General features: G+C 34.5%; 15 protein-coding genes and 1 pseudogene. 14 read left to right on the top strand and 2 right to left on the bottom strand.

Annotation, left to right across the window (positions count from 1 at the left end; all coding sequences use genetic code 11):
- The first annotated feature begins 18 nt into the window (after positions 1-18).
- From AC2CGR_RS12960 to AC2CGR_RS12935, 6 genes are all read left to right on the top strand, one after another.
- Entirely contained in the window at positions 19-696 is a 678-nt protein-coding gene (locus tag AC2CGR_RS12960) for a response regulator transcription factor (protein WP_001044683.1), read from the top strand.
- 202 nt (positions 697-898) lie between these two features.
- Positions 899-2140, top strand: coding sequence for a S1C family serine protease (locus AC2CGR_RS12955; RefSeq protein WP_087967287.1), 1242 nt, complete (start codon positions 899-901; stop codon positions 2138-2140).
- Between the two features lie 79 nt (positions 2141-2219).
- Positions 2220-2633, top strand: coding sequence for a CoA-binding protein (locus AC2CGR_RS12950; protein WP_000151382.1), 414 nt, complete (start codon positions 2220-2222; stop codon positions 2631-2633).
- 375 nt (positions 2634-3008) lie between these two features.
- Positions 3009-4973, top strand: coding sequence for a DNA topoisomerase IV subunit B (parE, locus tag AC2CGR_RS12945; RefSeq protein ID WP_061657340.1), 1965 nt, complete (start codon positions 3009-3011; stop codon positions 4971-4973).
- Between the two features lies 1 nt (position 4974).
- Entirely contained in the window at positions 4975-7398 is a 2424-nt protein-coding gene (parC, locus tag AC2CGR_RS12940) for a DNA topoisomerase IV subunit A (RefSeq protein WP_001147477.1), read from the top strand.
- A 169-nt stretch (positions 7399-7567) separates the two neighbouring features.
- Positions 7568-8599 carry an oxidoreductase gene (locus AC2CGR_RS12935; protein ID WP_087967289.1) on the top strand — a complete coding sequence of 344 codons (1032 nt, stop codon included), beginning with the start codon at positions 7568-7570 and terminating at the stop codon, positions 8597-8599.
- A 56-nt stretch (positions 8600-8655) separates the two neighbouring features.
- Here AC2CGR_RS12935 and AC2CGR_RS12930 read toward each other — a convergent pair whose 3' ends face one another.
- The gene (locus AC2CGR_RS12930) at positions 8656-9099 is read right to left on the bottom strand and encodes a VOC family protein (protein WP_087967291.1); all 444 of its coding nucleotides are present in this window, start codon (positions 9097-9099) and stop codon (positions 8656-8658) included.
- A gap of 82 nt (positions 9100-9181) precedes the next feature.
- On the opposite strand from AC2CGR_RS12930, the gene AC2CGR_RS12925 reads away from it, so the two are divergent.
- Complete coding sequence (locus AC2CGR_RS12925; RefSeq protein ID WP_484480895.1) at positions 9182-10126, top strand: helix-turn-helix transcriptional regulator; 945 nt, start codon at positions 9182-9184, stop codon at positions 10124-10126.
- Between the two features lie 93 nt (positions 10127-10219).
- Here AC2CGR_RS12925 and AC2CGR_RS12920 read toward each other — a convergent pair whose 3' ends face one another.
- Positions 10220-10822 (bottom strand): TetR/AcrR family transcriptional regulator, encoded by a 603-nt coding sequence (locus tag AC2CGR_RS12920; protein WP_270185582.1) that lies wholly within the window; start codon positions 10820-10822, stop codon positions 10220-10222.
- Between the two features lie 155 nt (positions 10823-10977).
- On the opposite strand from AC2CGR_RS12920, the gene AC2CGR_RS12915 reads away from it, so the two are divergent.
- From AC2CGR_RS12915 to AC2CGR_RS12885, 7 genes and pseudogenes are all read left to right on the top strand, one after another.
- Entirely contained in the window at positions 10978-11871 is an 894-nt protein-coding gene (locus AC2CGR_RS12915) for an ABC transporter ATP-binding protein (RefSeq protein WP_087967298.1), read from the top strand.
- On the top strand, positions 11864-12670 hold the full coding sequence (locus tag AC2CGR_RS12910) for an ABC transporter permease subunit (protein WP_087967300.1): 807 nt from the start codon (positions 11864-11866) through the stop codon (positions 12668-12670). Before AC2CGR_RS12915 ends, AC2CGR_RS12910 begins: the two co-directional genes overlap by 8 nt.
- Before the next feature lie 351 nt (positions 12671-13021).
- Positions 13022-13555, top strand: coding sequence for a sigma-70 family RNA polymerase sigma factor (locus AC2CGR_RS12905; RefSeq protein WP_087967303.1), 534 nt, complete (start codon positions 13022-13024; stop codon positions 13553-13555).
- 12 nt (positions 13556-13567) lie between these two features.
- Complete coding sequence (locus tag AC2CGR_RS12900; RefSeq protein ID WP_087967305.1) at positions 13568-14566, top strand: anti-sigma factor; 999 nt, start codon at positions 13568-13570, stop codon at positions 14564-14566.
- A 17-nt stretch (positions 14567-14583) separates the two neighbouring features.
- Positions 14584-15621, top strand: coding sequence for an LCP family protein (locus AC2CGR_RS12895; RefSeq protein WP_000427602.1), 1038 nt, complete (start codon positions 14584-14586; stop codon positions 15619-15621).
- Between the two features lie 205 nt (positions 15622-15826).
- A pseudogene (locus AC2CGR_RS12890) lies at positions 15827-17089 on the top strand (dicarboxylate/amino acid:cation symporter).
- Positions 17090-17436: 347 nt separating this feature from the next.
- A complete protein-coding gene (locus AC2CGR_RS12885; RefSeq protein WP_140349799.1) occupies positions 17437-19149 on the top strand; it encodes a peptide ABC transporter substrate-binding protein in 1713 nt (570 codons plus the stop codon).
- Positions 19150-19273 lie beyond the last annotated feature (124 nt).

The following is a 19273-nucleotide window of genomic DNA, read 5'->3' as shown; positions in this document are numbered from 1 at the left end:
AAAGGCGGGATAGATTATATGAATAAAACAGTATTACTTGTTGAAGATGAAAGAAGATTACGTGAAATTGTTAGTGATTATTTTCGTAATGAAGGCTTTGAAGTAATCGAAGCAGAAGACGGAAAAAAAGCGTTAGAATTATTTGCAGAGCATGAAATTGATTTAATTATGTTAGATATTATGTTACCAGAAATAGATGGATGGTCTGTTTGTAGACGAATTAGAAAAGAATCAGCAGTGCCAATTATTATGCTAACAGCACGTTCGGATGAGGATGATACATTACTAGGGTTCGAATTAGGTGCAGATGAGTATGTAACGAAACCTTTCAGCCCGAAAGTGTTAGTAGCTCGCGCGAAGACGTTATTGAAACGTGCGGATGGCGTGGTAGGAGTAGCAGAAGAAAATGCTATGTCTTTGGCTGGAATAGAAGTGAATCGTCTATCTAGAACTGTTTTAGTAGATGGAGAAGAAATTATATTGACACATAAAGAATTTGAACTTCTCGTTTATTTAATGGAGAACAAAGGAATTGTGTTGTCACGACAACATTTATTAGATCAGTTATGGGGATATGACTATTACGGCGATGACCGAACGGTTGATACTCATATTAAAAAGCTAAGAAATAAGCTAGGAGATAAAGCGAAGCATATCGGTACTGTTATTCGAGTGGGTTATAAGTTTGAAGAATAATTGTAACGGATTGTGTACTTTAGCCTAGGGAAATGTCAATTTTATGTCCTCTTTGGCAGGTAGAATGTACAAAAAATACTTTTTTTGTCTACAATGTTAGATGAGAGTATTTTTTTAATTGGATTTCACGATGAGTTCACAAGAAGGACACAAAACGTGACTATACTGAAAATACGAATTCACCAGAGAGGGGAAGTAAAACATGGGATATTACGACGGACCAAATTTAAATGAAGAGCATAGTGAAACGAGAGAAGTGAGAAAATCAGGTAGTAAAAAAGGTTATTTTTTCACAGGTTTAGTCGGAGCTGTAGTTGGGGCTGTTTCAATTAGTTTTGCGGCACCTTATATGCCATGGGCTCAAAATAATGGAGCGGCTGTATCATCATTTAGTTCGGACTCAAAAGTTGAAGGTACTGTAGTTCCTGTTGTCAATAAAGCAAAAAATGAAACGGATTTACCTGGTATGATTGAAGGCGCGAAAGATGTTGTTGTAGGTGTTATTAATATGCAACAAAGTATTGATCCATTTGCAATGCAACCGACAGGTCAAGAACAACAAGCTGGATCAGGATCAGGTGTTATTTATAAAAAAGCAGGAAATAAAGCATATATTGTAACGAACAACCATGTAGTAGATGGAGCAAATAAACTTGCTGTAAAACTAAGTGATGGTAAAAAGGTAGATGCAAAACTAGTAGGAAAAGATCCATGGTTAGATTTAGCTGTTGTTGAAATTGACGGGGCTAATGTAAATAAAGTTGCCACTTTGGGCGATTCTAGTAAAATCCGTGCGGGTGAAAAAGCAATTGCAATCGGTAACCCATTAGGGTTTGATGGAAGTGTAACGGAAGGCATTATTAGTAGTAAAGAACGTGAAATTCCAGTAGATATCGATGGCGATAAGCGCCCAGATTGGCAAGCACAAGTTATTCAAACAGATGCAGCAATTAATCCAGGTAACAGTGGTGGTGCGTTATTTAACCAAAACGGTGAAATAATTGGAATTAATTCAAGTAAAATTGCACAACAAGAAGTTGAAGGGATTGGATTTGCTATTCCAATTAACATCGCAAAGCCAGTTATTGAATCACTTGAAAAAGACGGAGTAGTAAAACGTCCAGCTCTTGGAGTAGGTGTCGTTTCATTAGAAGATGTGCAAGCTTATGCAGTAAATCAATTGAAAGTACCGAAAGACGTAACAAACGGCGTTGTATTAGGTAAAATTTACCCAATATCACCTGCTGAAAAAGCTGGTTTAGAACAATATGATATTGTAGTAGCATTAGATAATCAAAAAGTAGAAAATTCACTTCAATTCCGTAAATATTTATATGAGAAGAAAAAAGTAGGCGAGAAAGTGGAAGTTACATTCTACCGTAACGGTCAAAAAATGACGAAAACAGCTACTTTAGCAGATAACTCAGCTACAAAGAATCAATAATCGGAATAAAAGAAAGTCTCTTTCATATTGAAAGAGACTTTCTTTATCGGCTATACTAAAGGAATAGGAGGGATAAATTATGACAATTGAAAACCCAACCCGTACGGAAATTGGTGAAGTATTAAAGAAAAGCAAAACGATTGCAGTTGTTGGTTTATCGGATAAGCCAGAACGTACATCGTATATGGTTTCAAAAGCAATGCAAGATGCTGGGTATCGCATTATTCCAGTAAACCCAACAGTAGATGAGGTGCTTGGAGAAAAAGCAGTTGCTTCACTAAAGGATATTAAGGAACATGTTGATATTGTAAATGTATTCCGCCGTTCAGAATTTTTAATGGATGTTGCAAAAGAGTTTGTAGAGATTGATGCAGATGTTTTTTGGGCACAATTAGGAGTACAAGATGAAGATACATACAAACTTTTAAAAGAAAAAGACTATACTGTAATAATGGATCGTTGTATAAAAGTAGAACATGCGATGACAAAATAGTATAGATTGTAAAGGTAGGAAGATTGCTTCAGCCCTAGTTACATATATAGGGGACGATGAACGAGGTGTTCATCATGAGATTTTTTAAAGGCTGTTTGTGGGGATTGTTACTTGTAATCCCGTTTTGGATATTGATCATTTGGATCATAAAAAAGGTTTGGAATGTGTAATCTTGGCATACATATCCATTTCTCGTTGACAAACGATTATTTTTCTGAAATAGTAGCCTAGAGGAATCCTTGTGAAAAAACAAGGATTTTTCTATTGAAAATGGTATATAAAAGAGATAAGATAACTTGCCAAAACGATAGTCGAGGCGTTATTCTATAATAGAAACATATGTTCTGATTTTGGATTAGGAAAGGGGCAAGGAGTTTGGCGAAGCATCAGTTCCAATATAATGAAGATGCGATTCAAGTGTTAGAAGGACTTGAAGCCGTTCGAAAACGCCCGGGTATGTATATCGGGAGCACGGACAGCCGTGGATTGCATCATTTAGTATACGAAATAGTAGATAACTCCGTTGATGAAGCGTTAGCGGGATTTGGCGACGAAATTTCTGTCGTAATACATAAAGATAATAGTATTAGCGTTATAGATAAAGGGCGAGGAATGCCTACGGGAATGCATAAGCTTGGAAAACCTACACCAGAAGTTATTTTAACTGTACTTCATGCCGGTGGTAAGTTTGGTCAAGGTGGTTACAAAACGAGTGGTGGTTTACACGGTGTTGGGGCATCAGTTGTAAATGCCTTGTCTGAATGGTTAGTCGTAACGATTAAGCGTGACGGAAATATTTATGAACAACGCTTTGAAAATGGTGGTGTTCCTGTAACGACGCTTGAGAAAATCGGAAAGACGAAAGAATCTGGTACGACAATGCATTTTAAACCAGATACAACGATTTTCAGCACAACAAATTACAATTATGAAACATTATGTGAGAGATTACGCGAATCTGCATTCTTATTAAAAGGGATGAAAATCTCAATAAAAGATGAGCGAAATGATTTAGAAGATGTCTTTCATTATGAAACAGGAATTGAAGCTTTCGTTTCCTATTTAAACGAAGAAAAAGATTCAATTCACCCAGTTGTATACTTCACTGGTGAACAAAATGGGATTGAAGCAGAATTAGCATTTCAATTTAACGATGGCTACTCAGAAAATATTCTTTCGTTTGTAAATAATGTACGTACAAAAGATGGTGGAACACATGAAGCTGGATTTAAGACAGCAATGACGCGTGTGTTCAATGAGTATGCTCGTAAAGTAGCACTATTAAAAGAAAAAGATAAAAACTTAGAAGGTACAGATATTCGTGAAGGTGTAGCGGCTATCGTTTCTGTACGTGTACCAGAAGAAGTACTTCAGTTTGAGGGACAAACGAAAGGGAAACTAGGTACAAGTGAAGCTCGCTCTTCAATTGATGCCATTGTATCAGAGCATTTAGCTTACTTTTTAGAAGAAAACCCGGACGTAGCTACACTTCTTGTGAGAAAAGCAATTAAAGCAGCACAAGCACGTGAAGCCGCTCGTAAAGCGAGAGAGGAAGCGCGTACTGGTAAAAAGAAAAAGAAATCAGAAGGTACATTAAGTGGTAAGTTAACACCCGCACAATCACGTAACCCGCAGAAAAATGAACTGTACCTAGTAGAGGGTGACTCTGCCGGTGGTTCTGCGAAACAAGGACGAGATCGACGTTTCCAAGCGGTATTACCATTACGTGGTAAAGTAATTAATACAGAAAAAGCAAAGCTTGCTGATATCTTTAAAAACGAAGAGATTAATACAATTATTTATGCGATTGGCGGCGGCGTAGGCAATGAATTTGATGTGGAAGACATTAACTACGATAAAGTTGTCATCATGACCGATGCTGATACAGATGGGGCGCACATTCAAGTATTGTTATTAACATTCTTCTACAGATATATGAAACCACTTATCGAAGCTGGTAAAGTATTTATCGCACTGCCACCTTTATACAAAGTAAGTAAAGGAAAAGGGAAAAGTGAAGTAATCGAATACGCTTGGTCAGATGAAGAATTAGACGGTGTAACGAAAAAAGTTGGAAAAGGTTATATGTTACAGCGTTATAAAGGGCTTGGTGAAATGAATGCGGATCAATTATGGGAAACAACGATGAATCCTGAAACGCGTACATTAATTCGTGTGAAAATTGATGATGCAGCTAGGGCAGAACGCCGCGTTACAACGTTAATGGGTGATAAAGTAGAACCGCGTCGTAAATGGATTGAGCGTAATGTACAGTTCGGTATGCAAGAAGAAGGAAATATTTTAGAAAATGAAATGATTATGGAGACGGAGGTGGAATAACATGCAAGCAGAGAAGTTTCATGACCTCCCGCTTGAAGACGTGTTAGGTGACCGCTTTGCACGTTATAGTAAATATATTATTCAAGATCGCGCACTTCCAGATGCGCGTGACGGTTTAAAGCCGGTACAAAGACGTATTTTATATTCTATGTATGTAGAAGGAAACGTACACGATAAAGCGTTCCGTAAGTCAGCTAAAACAGTCGGTAACGTTATCGGTAATTATCATCCGCATGGTGATTCCTCTGTATATGAGGCGATGGTACGTTTAAGCCAAACTTGGAAAGTACGTAATGTTTTAGTTGAAATGCATGGTAATAACGGTAGTGTTGACGGAGATCCAGCAGCAGCAATGCGTTATACGGAAGCCCGATTATCACCAATTGCATCTGAGTTATTACGTGATCTTGACAAAGAAACAGTAGAATTCGTATCAAACTTTGATGATACGAGTGAAGAACCGGTTGTTTTACCAGCAGCGTTCCCGAACTTATTAGTGAACGGATCTACAGGAATTTCTGCTGGTTATGCAACAGAAATTCCTCCGCATCATCTTGGAGAAGTTATTGATGCTACAATGATGCGCATTGATAAGCCGAATAGTACTGTTGATGATTTATTGACAGTTATGAAAGGTCCAGATTTCCCAACTGGCGGTATTATTCAAGGGATTGATGGTATTAAAAAGGCGTATGAAACAGGTAAAGGTAAAATTATTATTCGCGGGAAAGCAGAAGTTGAAACGGTTCGTGGTGGGAAACAGCAAATCGTAATTACTGAAATTCCATATGAAGTAAATAAAGCAAACCTTGTTAAGAAAATGGATGAATTACGTCTAGATAAAAAATTAGATGGCATTGCTGAAGTACGTGATGAGACAGATCGTACAGGTCTTCGCATTGTCGTAGAATTAAAAAAAGAAGCAAATTCTGAAGGTATTTTAAATTATTTATATAAAAATACAGATTTGCAAATACCATATAACTTTAATATGGTAGCGATTAATAATCGTCGTCCAACGCTTATGACATTACCGAAAATTTTGGATGCTTATATTGGCCATCAAAAAGAAGTTGTTACGAGACGTTCACAATATGAATTACGAAAGGCGGAAAATCGTCAACATATTGTAGAAGGTTTAAAGAAAGCATTATCGATTTTAGATCAAGTTATTGAAACGATTCGAGCTTCAAAAGATAAGCGTAATGCAAAAGATAATTTAAGTGCGAAATTTGGTTTTACAGAAGCGCAAGCGGAAGCAATTGTATCCTTGCAATTATATCGTTTAACGAATACAGATATTACAGCACTACAACAAGAAGCAGATGAGCTTAATAAGAAAATTATTGAGCTACAGGCAATTTTACAAAGTGAAAAAAGATTACTTCAAGTCATTAAAACAGATTTAAAGAGAGTTAAGAAAACATATAGTGATGATCGACGCGCGATTATTGAAGATCAGATCGAGGAAATTAAAATCGATGTAGAAGTGATGATCCCACAAGAAGATGTCATCGTTACTGTAACGAAAGAAGGATATGTGAAACGTACTGGATGGCGCTCACATAATGCCTCAAATGGCAAAGACTTCGGTATGAAAGAGGGTGACATCTTACTTGAACGATTCGATACGAATACGACAGAGACAGTCCTCTTATTTACGAATAAAGGAAACTATATATATCTGCCAGTATACGAAATGCCAGATATTCGTTGGAAAGATTTAGGTCAACACGTTGCTAATATCGTTTCACTCGATCGGGATGAAACCATTATTTGGGCAACTGTCGTACCGAACTTTGAGGAAGAAAAGCGATTTATCGTATTTGTAACAAAGAATGGTATGATTAAGAAGACAGAATTAAACCAATATAAAGTACAGCGTTACTCAAGAGCGTTCGTTGCTGTAAACTTGAAAAAAGATGATGAAGTTGTTGATATATTTGCGACAGATGGAACGAGTGATATCGTTCTTGCTACACACGGTGCATATGCACTTATTTTCCATGAAGATGAAGTAAGTCCAGTCGGTGTAAGAGCCGCTGGTGTGAAAGCAATTAATTTAAAAGAAGATGACTATGTCGCTTCTGGTAAACCATTAAATGGTGACAAAGATCAACTTATTCTCGTAACGCAGCGCGGTGCTGTAAAACGCTTAAAAGCATCAGAAATTGAGAAATCAACGAGGGCGAAGCGAGGTCTTGTTATTTTCAAAGAGTTAAAACGTAATCCATATCGCATTGTCGGTATTGAAATCGTTAGAGACGATGAACTAGTTTACATGAAGACAGAGAAACATATCGTAGAAGAAATTGATCCGAAAGCGTATCGAAATAAGGACAGGTATAGTAACGGTAGTTTAGTACTAGATGTTAATGATACTGGTGAAGTTATTGAAACGTGGACGAAAAAACGACCGGAATAAAAAAAGCATCTTGCTATGAATAATGGCAAGGTGCTTTTTTCTAGGCAATTTATTATGTAAATAATAATAATCTTGTTATAATAACTGAATGAAATCGTTCTCATAAAGTGAAACTTTAATCAGTGGGGGGCTTACTGCCTACAAATAGCAGGATAAATGGAGGGGTAACATGAAAAAAATAGGTGTAGGGATTGTAGGTTTTGGATTTTCTAGTACAACATTTCATATCCCATTATTACAAACGATAGAAGAATACGATATTCGTGCCGTATTATCTTCAAAAGAAGAGGTAGTAAAAGAAACATTACCGAATGCTAACGTCGTTAGTACAATTGATGAATTGGTGAAGCGAGCTGATATTGACTTAGTCGTCATTACTTCACCAAATACAACTCATTTTCCATATGTAAAAGAAGCAATATTAAACGGTAAGCATGTTGTTGTAGAGAAACCATTTGTTGTTTCAATTGAAGAAGGAGAAGAGCTTATTTCATTAGCAGAACAGCATAATGTGGTATTAAGTGTATATCATAATCGTCGTTTTGATAATGATTTCTTAACGATCAAGAAATTGTTAGAAGAAAATAGAATAGGAAATCTATACGCATATGAAGCGCATTTTGATCGTTTCCGTCCACATGTACGTGATCGCTGGAGAGAAAAGAACTTACCAGGATCAGGAATATTATATGATTTAGGATCGCATTTAATTGATCAAGCATTATCATTATTCGGGAAACCAAATGCGATAAGTGCAGATGTAATCAAACAGCGACCGGGGGCAGAAATTGATGACTACTTCCATGTTATACTTCACTACGGTGTGAAACGTGTCACTTTACATAGTAGCAGTTACGTAAAGCAAGCAGGTCCACACTTTACACTGCATGGAGATAAAGGTTCTATCGTGAAATACGGTATGGATTCACAGGAAGAACAATTAAAAAATGGAATGAAGCCAGGCGATAACGGTTATGGAGTAGACGTTGAAGAGAATTTTGCTACTCTAGAAACAGAAGAAGAGTTCGTACGTATTCCGACAGAAGTCGGTTGTTATGACATGTATTATAAAGGTGTAAGAGATAGCATTGTAAATGGTGAGAAACCACCTGTAACAGCGCAAGAAGGTTTAGAAGTAATTAAGTTGATTCAATTAGCGGTTGAAAGTAGTGAAACGGGTAGAGTTATCACTGTAAAATAAAAAAGACACGAATTTCGTGTCTTTTTTACTAGGGATATGTGACTATGGCTAATTATTTAGCTTAATCGTTTGTCATACATTAACTGGATTTGTATGCCGTAAGGGTCTTCAATAATACCATATGCTTCACTAAATATATTTTTTTCTAGTGGAGAGATTACCTTCACATTCTTATCGGAAGTTAAATTATTATAAAATCTTTGTATTTCTTCTAAATTAGCGCTTTGAATGCAAAGTGACATGTTATTTCCAATGTTATAACGTTCATTAGGATTCATTGTATCTTCTGCTATCATTAGCTTTGTATTCCCAATTTGTAAAACAGAGTGAGCAATATGATCTTTATTTTCACTTGTAATTTTGAAAGAACTATCTCTTTTCGCCAGTTCTTCATACGTAACCATCATTAACTTTTTGGCTTCTAAATTACGTGTATAAAAATGAATTGCCTCCTTTGCTTGCCCATTCATTGAGAGAAAAATAGCTATTTCTAATGTCATAAATTCACAACTCCTTTATTCGTTAATAATTATAATATAGACTAAAAAGGTTTCAATACATGACACCTTTCGGGAGGGAAATATGAAAAAAACGGAACGAATAAATGATATGCTTATTTTCTTAAATAATAAAAGATATTTTAATTTAAAAGATTTAATGGTTAGATATGATATTTCTAAAAGTACAGCTTTACGAGATATTCAATCATTGGAAGAAATAGGTGTACCAATATATTCTGAACTAGGTAGAAATGGAAGTTATAAAATTAGAGAAAATAGTGTATTATCTCCAATTTATTTTAGTGTGGATGAAATGTATGCGTTATACTTTTCAATTCTTACACTAAATGGATACAAGACAAAACCATTTAATATAGAAAGTATTGCGCTTGAAAATAAATTTAAACATGTACTACCTGATAATGTGAGTAAAAACATTTCGATTATGGAACGAACGCTTTCCTTTGAAGTAACAAATCATAGTAATTTTAGTCCATTCTTAAAAGAAATTTTACAGGGGATTTTTGCTGAGCGAGTTTATCATGTAACATATGTAAAAAAAGATGAGGAGAAAGTATTGGTCGCCCAATTTATTCGAATCGAATCTAAATTTGGCCAGTGGTATGCTAAAATCTTTAATTTTGAGACAAATCATGTTCAAATAATTAGATGTGATAAAATTCTTTCTATTGTGGAAACAAGTAATATGCATCCAAAAAATCTTGAAGAATTATTAAGTTATCTTACTACTTTTCATAGGAAGCCTGATGCAACGGATTTTAGTGTCATTGTTAATCAAAGAGGAAAAGACATTTTTGATAAAGAGAATTACCCTTCCATGAGGATGCAAAAGGAAAATGAAAATTATATTATAACAGGCTATTTCAATAAACAAGAAGTTGATTTTATCTCGAACTATTTTCTGAATTTCGGTGAAACGATTATCTCAATTCAGCCTGTTATGCTAAAAGAGTTAATCTATAATAAGGTGTTATCTATAAAGCAGCATTTAACTTCTTTAAGATAAAGTTAGTTTTAGCTATTTATTTGATATGAAAAAGCCCTTGAGATTTAAATGTCCAAAGGGCTTTTTGGTGATTTTATTTGTTTTTAGAAACAATTATTTTTCTGGGACGGACAGTCCATAAAAGAACATCGTAACGATATCTTGTATATGTTTTTCACGATCTCCTTCGAGAAGCTGTGCCCCGAAATCATCACCTAATTTAGTGAACATTTGAATGTATAGCAACATCATTTCTTTAGTAAGGTGGGGGTTAATTTCATTTTTTTGCTGTGCTTGTTCTAATATTTCTAAATACCAAGGCAAGATTTTTTCGTTTTGATAACTATAAATAAAATCTCGGAGCTCTTCATCTCTTTGCATCATTTGTAGTAACATATCCGGCTGAAATAACCCACCAGTATTCATTTTTCTTACAATCATTTTTTGCATCATATCATGAAAAGGTAATTTTTCCGCTGCAAGATCTTTATAATATTGAAATTCAGATATAATAAATTCTTGTATAAGCTCTCGAAATAACGCGTCTTTACTTCCGAAATGATTATAAATGGTAACTTGAGAAACGTTTGCTTCTTTTGCGATATGTTCTATTTTCACTTCATTAAATCCGCGTTCTGAAAATAATAAGAAGGCTGCCTCTTTAATAGCGCGTTTTTTCTTTTCTTTCACTTTTTCAAAGCCGTTCAATGCAATCACCTCAATTAAAATATACAAGAAAAAATAATGGAAAACAATATTTTTGAAATATGTACATATAAATATTTCAAAAAGTTGTTGCGAATATGAAAGATGAGGAGTACAATAATTTTGAAATATCATACATCAAATATTTCAAAAAATGAGGTGGAATTATGATTTCAGTTCAAAATGTCACAAAACAGTTTTCAAATGGAAAAGGTTTGTTTCATATAACCTTTGATGTAAAAGAAGGAGAAGTGTTCGGTTACTTAGGGCCGAATGGTGCAGGGAAATCCACAACAATTCGTAATTTAATGGGATTTATAAAACCGACAGAAGGAAAGTCTTCCATTTTCGGATTAGATTGTTGGGATGATGCTGCGAAAATTCAAAGAGAAGTCGGTTATTTACCAGGAGAAATTTCTTTTATTGAAGGAATGAACGGATTAGAATTTCTGAAGTTAATGCAAGGAATGCGCGGGCTAAAGGATACGAAAAGACGAGATGAACTAATAGAACGTCTGCAATTTGATGTAAAAACACCGATTCGAAAAATGTCTAAAGGAATGAAGCAAAAAGTAGGGATTGTTGCGGCTTTTATGCATGATCCGAAAGTGTTAATTTTAGATGAACCAACATCAGGACTTGATCCGCTTATGCAACAAGTGTTTATAGATTTAATAGTAGAGGAAAAGCAAAGAGGAAAAACAATTCTTATGTCGTCGCATATTTTTACTGAAATTGAACGTACGTGTGATCGAGTAGCGATTATTAAAGATGGTCGCCTTGTAACGGTTGAAAATATTCATGATTTACAAAGCATGAGACGACAGGTAATAGATGTAACCGTATCATCAGAGGAAGAGATTGAATCTCTTACGCAATGTAACTTGCAATTTGAAGCGGTGAAAGGTAGAGAAGCATCGATTATCGTACAAGGAAACTATCAAACTGTTTTACAAATACTTTCAAACTATAATGTAACGGCACTTCAAACGAGAGCAATGGATTTAGAACATTTATTTATGCATTATTACGATAAGAAAGAAGGGGTAAAGCATGAATAAGCAACTGTTTTCAGCTAGTTTGAAAGAAGCGCAAAAAAGTATTTTAAGTTATGCTACGGGTGCTGCACTTTATTTATGGTTGTTAATTTGGATATTCCCTTCAATGGTATCAGCGAAAGGACTAAATGAATTAATAAGTGCTATGCCGGATAGTGTGAAAAAAATTGTTGGCATGGAAAGTCCGATTCAAAACGTAATGGATTTTTTAGCTGGCGAATATTATAGTCTATTGTTTATTATTATTTTAACGATTTTTTGCGTAACAGTTGCAACGCATTTAATTGCTCGTCATGTTGATAAAGGAGCAATGGCATACTTGCTAGCAACACCTGTATCTAGAGTGCAAATTGCTATTACACAAGCGTCTATTCTCATATTGGGACTACTGATTATTGTAGCTGTTACGTATGTAGCGGGTATAGTAGGTGCAGAGTGGTTTTTAGAAGATAATAACTTAAATAAAGAGTTATTCCTGAAGATAAACGTAGTGGGAGGGCTCATATTTTTAGTCGTTAGTGCTTATTCATTTTTCTTTTCTTGTATATGTAATGACGAAAGAAAGGCACTTAGCTACTCAGCGAGTTTAACAATTTTATTTTTCGTAACGGATATGGTAGGTAAATTAAGCGATAAGTTAGAGTGGATGAGAAATATATCATTATTTACGCTATTTCGTCCGAAAGAAATTGCTGAGGGAACGTATAATATATGGCCAGTGAGTATAGGTTTAACAGCTGGAGCACTTTGTATTTTCATGGTAGCAATTATAGTGTTTAAGAAGAGGGATTTACCGTTATAAAGTAGAAAGTCCACTGGAAAAGTGGGCTTTTTTTGATGAGGAGGAAACGGATGAATCGTTTCTTCGATTCTCATTAAGAGGATTAGCAAAGGGAAGGATTGAGTTTTGACGGATCGCCTTGGCTCATAAATTCCTCAAACAAGCAGAGAAGAAATGGTCGTTCGAAGAGAGAAATTAAAACCCGCAGAGAAAATAAATTTTCTTTGTGGGTTTTATTCATTTAGGGAAGATTTTGGGAGAGATTCTTTTTTTTATGTAAAAATATTCAAAAAAATGAACCTTTTCCTAGGTTCCTACGTCTAATACATGTAAAGTTAAATTTGAAGCGAGGATGAAACAGGAGGAGCAATTGTGAAAGTAATCCCTTTGTATAAAATGATTGTAAAAGAAGAAACGGATGTTTCTTTAGCGAAAAAAGGTGATCATGAAGCATTTATGACGCTTATACATACAGAAAAAGTAAAGATGTATCGTATTGCAAAGGCTATGTTACGTGATGAGACAAATATAGAGGATGCGATACAAACAACAATTTTAAAAGCCTATGAAAATATAAAAAAATTAAAGAAGGAAGAGTTTTTTCAAACTTGGTTAATTCGAATTTTAATAAATGAATGTAATAACATTATTAGAACATATAAAAAGATAATTGTGACAGAAGAGAATGATTACAATATGAGTGCGTGCGATCAGTATGAAGATATAGATTTGTGTAATGCGATTCAATCGTTACATGAAGAGTTAAGAGCTGTTACGGTGCTTTATTATTATGAAGATATGAATCAAGAGAGTATAGCAAAGCTTTTAGAAGTACCAAAAGGAACAGTGAAATCGAGATTGGCACGTGCGAGGGAACAACTACAGAAACGATTAAAGATGGAATAGGGGGTGCAAAGGATGGATGATGAAAAATTATTTGATGAGAAATTAAAAAAGAGAATAAACGAAGAGAATGTAATAGTGCCACCAGAGTTAAATGAAAAGATTAATCGTACACTACATAATCTTCCGGTAAAAAAGAAAGGTTACAGAGTTTATATGATGGTTATAAGTGCTGCTGTTCTAGCACTTTCAATTGTGTCCATGTCGGAGTTTTCTGATCAAATTTTTGCTCAAAACGGCGGAGTGTTTGAATATGTAAAGAAAAAGGCATTTTCTGATTACGAAAATGAAGAAGAAATAAAAGCGAATGCAAATTATCCAGATAAAGAAAAGATTCATGAAAAGATGCTAGATTCCATTGATCATTTTAATAATATTTCAGGACAATTTGAGGAATATTCTAGTTCGTCAAGAATTGCTACAACATACAGGTATGCGATTGATACGGAGAAACAAAGAGGTGTCTCTTCGAAAGAAGATAAACTAGCGAAAAAACGAACAATTATATATAACGAGGGCAAGAAAAAAGAGTTTGATGACGAGAAGTATACATACAAAGAGACAAAATGGAACCAAAAAGAAAGAAACAATGAATTATTAAAATTAAATCCTACGGAAAGGGTATTGAGAAAATCAGGTGAGAAAAAAAGATATGATGATGAATATGTGGGATTCGCTAAGTATAGTATTCAATCCGAATTTGCTGATCTATTAATTCGATATAAAGATTGGAATTATAAAGAAACGAAGTATCTTGGACTTGATTGCTACAAAATAGAAGGGACAATAAATATAGAAATGCCTGTAAGTACATCTGAAGATTTAAGAGGGAAGTTTGAAATGGTTGTAGAGAAAAATACAGGGATTATGCTAAAATTCCTTAGTTTCCACGAAGGTATGATTCAATATTCGATTACAACTGAATGGATACAAATAAACAAAGGATTGAAAGAGAATACATTTCAAAAGGAAAGCGATAATTATGAGAAAGTGAAAAATATATTAGATGAATAGAAAACGGAGGAAACTATATGGAGAATCACTCTTCTTCAAGAGAAAAGAAAAATAAACGAAAATATAAAAAGACAACGATAATAAGTGTATTGTTAGCGATATTACTATTTGGCGGATTTGGATATGGTACTTACGTATATATGAAAACTTCTAATCTCGTACAAAAATCAAATGTTAATTTAGCACGTGGTGAAAAATCAAATTTACGTGAGGAAACGGTAAAACCGATTACTAATAATGTTTCACTTTTAATTATGGGAATTGATGAAAATCAAGAACGACAAAAGGAGTATAATGGTGCATTTCATACAGATGCGCTACTGTTAGCTACTTTTAATAAAGATGATAAGACTGTGAAATTAACGAGCATACCACGTGATACATACACATATGTTCCGGTTGAAAAGAAAAAAGATAAAATAACGCATGCATATGGAAGTGGTTTTGTTAAAAATGGTAAAGATGGAGGGCCGCAAGCTTCAGTGGAAGCAGTAGAAAAGTTATTACAAGTGCCTGTTGATTATTTTGTAAAGTTTAATTTTAATTCATTTACTAAAATTGTTGATGGGTTAGATGGGATTGAAGTAGATGTCCCAGTTGAATTTACGGAGCAAAATAGTAAAGATGAACCTGACGCGATCCATTTGAAAAAAGGACTACAAAAATTAACAGGAGAAGAAGCACTTGCATTAGCAAGAACGCGTCATATTGATAGTGATGCAATGAGAGGACAGCGCCAACAACTTGTTATGGAAGCGATTTTAAGTAAATTAAAAAGTGTAGGATCGATTACGAAGCTAGAAAAAATAGTTGAGGCGGTTGACGGTGATTTTAAAACAAATTTAGTAATGGATGATATTTTATCTTTTTATAAATACGGTTTAAACAGTTCAGTTGAAAAAATACAATTAGCTGGTGATGATTTATATTTACCTAATGGTCCAAATGGGCAACGTGTATATTATTATAATCCTAATAAAAAAGATCTACAGAGTTTGAGCAATACGCTTAGAACACATCTAGGATTAAGTGAAAAGCAGATTGAGGAGAATTAAAGCAGATGTAATGTCTGCTTTTTTATTACGTTAAATAGTATGTCGTTTATGCACAAATGTTATATACTATTTTCGAATTTAAGATAATAGTGTAACATAAAGTTGTAGTTTAAGTGAAATAACAGGGGGGCTATTACATAGAATATATCATTAGCAATTATTGAAATAGTATGGGAGAAATGAAAGAAACAGGGGAGTATCAAAAATGAGAATCGTAAAGAATTTAACATTTCAAGTTATTGTGGCCATTATTTGTGGTATTGCAGTAGGAGCAATTTGGCCGAGTGTTGGACAAGAGATGAAGCCAATTGGTGAAACGTTCATCAATATGATTAAAATGGTTATTGCACCGATTATCTTTTTAACAATTGTGCTTGGTATTGCAAGTATGGGAAGTATGAAAAAGGTAGGTCGTGTTGGTGGGAAGGCACTATTATATTTTGAAATTGTTACAACAGCGGCTTTAATTATTGGTATCATCGTAGCGAATGTTGTACGTCCAGGAGATGGATTAGATCCCTCGAAACTAAAAGGCGGAGATGTTTCACAATATGTACAAAGCGGGCAAGAAATGAAATGGATGGATTTCTTTTTACATATTGTGCCGTCTAACATGTTTGAAGCATTTGCGAAAGGTGACATTTTACAAGTTCTGTTCTTCTCCATTTTATTCGGTGCAGGGTTAACGATGCTAGGGAAAAATGGACAACCAGTTATCGACTTTTTTGAAAGATTATCGAAAGTATTTTTTAACATTTTATCAATTGTAATGAAATTAGCACCGGTTGGAGCATTCGGTGGAATGGCGTTTACAATTGGCAAATATGGTTTAAGTACACTTATTCCACTTGGTAAATTAATGATTTGTGTATATGCAACAATGGCATTATTTGTTTTTATTGTTTTAAATTTCATTTGTAAATTTTACAAATTTAGTTTGTGGAAATATTTAGCGCATATTAAAGAAGAATTACTTATTGTTCTTGGGACATCATCATCAGAATCAGTATTGCCGTGAATGATGACAAAGATGGAAGACTTCGGATGTTCGAAGCCGGTAGTAGGTTTAGTCATTCCGACGGGGTACTCTTTTAATTTAGATGGAACAACAATTTATTTATCCATGGCTACTATATTTTTAGCGCAAGTCTTTCACGTCGACCTTTCACTAGGTCAACAATTAACTATAATAGCTATTTTATTAGTTACATCTAAAGGAGCAGCGGCAGTAACAGGCGGGGGATTTATTGTATTAGCCTCTACTTTGTCAGCAATGAATGTTATCCCACTAGAAGGGTTAGCGCTATTACTTGGTGTAGATCGTTTCATGTCAGAAGCACGTGCTATCGTTAATTTAATTGGTAACGGTATTGCGACTGTAGTTGTTGCAAAAAGTGAAAATGAATTTGATAACGAGAAATATATGAAAGTAGTAGAGGAAATGAAAAGAGAAAAAATGGCCGGGTAAAAAGTCAGCTTTGCTGACTTTTTTATTTTTGTAGAAAAGAGGTTTGTTACGATATACATTATTTATTAACAATAATTTACAAGTGTTTTATAGTGAAAGGATATAAAGACTATTAAATCAATACATAGAATTCAATTAGGTATAGTGTTTTAAAGAATTATGGAATTTTTATGAATATTACTGTAAAAAAATAATTTTTTAAAAATTTTCAATAATAACACTTTACAAAACTCGAAAAATTAGTAGAATAATAGTTAATAAGAATCTTCTGATAAATATATAAAGAAAAACAGAATTATCAGAAAATTCTTAAATGAGAGCGTTAAGAATTAGGGAGGGTACAGAAAGTGAAAAAGAAAAAAATGAAAAAACTAACAGCAGTTGTAGCACCAGTTTTAGCAATGAGTATGGCACTAACAGCATGTTCTACATCAGGCGGAGATAAGAAGACAAGCACAAATTCTAGCTCTGGCGGAGATAGCAAATCAGAAGAAAAATTAGCAGCGAAACAAGTGCTAAACCGTACAGAAACAAATGAGATTCCAACAATGGATACTTCTAAAAATACAGATACATTAGGTTCTCAAATTTTAGGGAACACAATGGAAGGTTTATATCGATTAGATAAAGATAACAAACCAATCCCAGCTGCTGCGGAATCAAGTACGAAGAGTGAGGATGGTAAAAAATATACATTCAAATTACGTAAAGATGCAAAATGGTCAAATGGTGATCCTGTAACAGCAAAAGATTTCGTATATGCTTGGCAACGTCTATTAGATCCAAAAACAGCTGCTGAGTATGCATTTATCGCATTCCCAATTAAAAATGCAGAAGCTGTTAATAAAGGTGAAAAACCTGTAACAGAACTAGGAGTAAAGGCAGTAGACGATCTTACTTTAGAAGTTGAATTAGAACAAGCAGTACCATATTTCTTAAACTTAGTAGCATTCCCATCGTACTATCCGTTAAATGAGAAATTCGTAAAAGAAAAAGGGGATAAATTCGGTTTAGAGTCTGATACGACAGTATATAACGGACCGTTCGTTCTTACTGATTGGAAGCATGAGCAAGGCTGGAAACTAAAGAAAAACGATCAATATTGGGATAAAAAGACTGTAAAACTAGACGAAATTAACTATAGTGTAGTAAAAGAAGTAGCGACAAGAGTAAACTTATATGATACAAATGCAATTGATTTTGCGCTTCTATCAGGTGAATTCGTTGATAAGTATAGAAACAATAAAGAAGAGTTTGGCACATACTCACAAGTAAGTACTTACTTCTTACGTATGAACCAAAAACGTGGCGGGCAAGATACACCGTTAAAGAGCCAAAAATTACGTGAAGCAATTGCATTATCAATTGATAAAAAGAATTTATCAAATGTTATTTTAAATGATGGATCTAAGCCTGCGGACTTCTTAGTACCGAAAGGATTAGCAACTGGACCAGACGGTAAAGACTTCCAAGAAACATTTAAAAATGGTATTAAACCAGATGCGAAAAAAGCAGCAGCTGCATGGGAAGAAGCGAAAAAAGAGCTTGGAAAAGACCAAGTTACAATTGAGCTATTAAACTATGACACTGGTAATGCGAAAAAAGTTGGGGAATATGTAAAAGATCAAATTGAGAAAAACTTAAAAGGTGTAACTGTTAATATTAAACTTCAGCCATTCAAACAAAAGCTGAAATTAGAAACAGAGCAAGATTATGATTTATCATATGCTGGTTGGGGACCTGACTACGCTGACCCAATGACATTCTTAGATATGTTCCAGTCTAATCATTCTCATAACCAAATGAGCTTCGCTGATCCGAAGTATGATGATATGATCAAAAAAGCTGGCGGAGAATTAATGGGTGATGCGAAGAAACGTTGGGAAGAGCTAGGAAAAGCTGAGAAATTACTTCTTGAGCAAGATGTAGCACTTGTACCTTTATACCAACGTGGTGATGCATACGTTCAAAAACCAAATGCAAAAGGCATCGTTCACCATAACATTAGCCCAGAGTATAGCTTCAAGTGGGCGTACATGACTGAAAAAGATGGAAAATAATTTTTAAGCAGTGAGGCTATATTTAAGTGGATGTATATAGGTTTCTTAGCTTATTTTGTAGTGAGAACCTTGTTGTCCACAATAGAAAGATAAAATGATAGAGCATTCTAAAAGTAGACGATTT

The sequence above is a fragment of the Bacillus sp. LSHTCR4 genome (assembly GCF_057197025.1).
The sequence above is the reverse complement of the archived record's forward strand: the minus strand, read 5'-3'. Positions and strand labels throughout refer to the sequence as shown.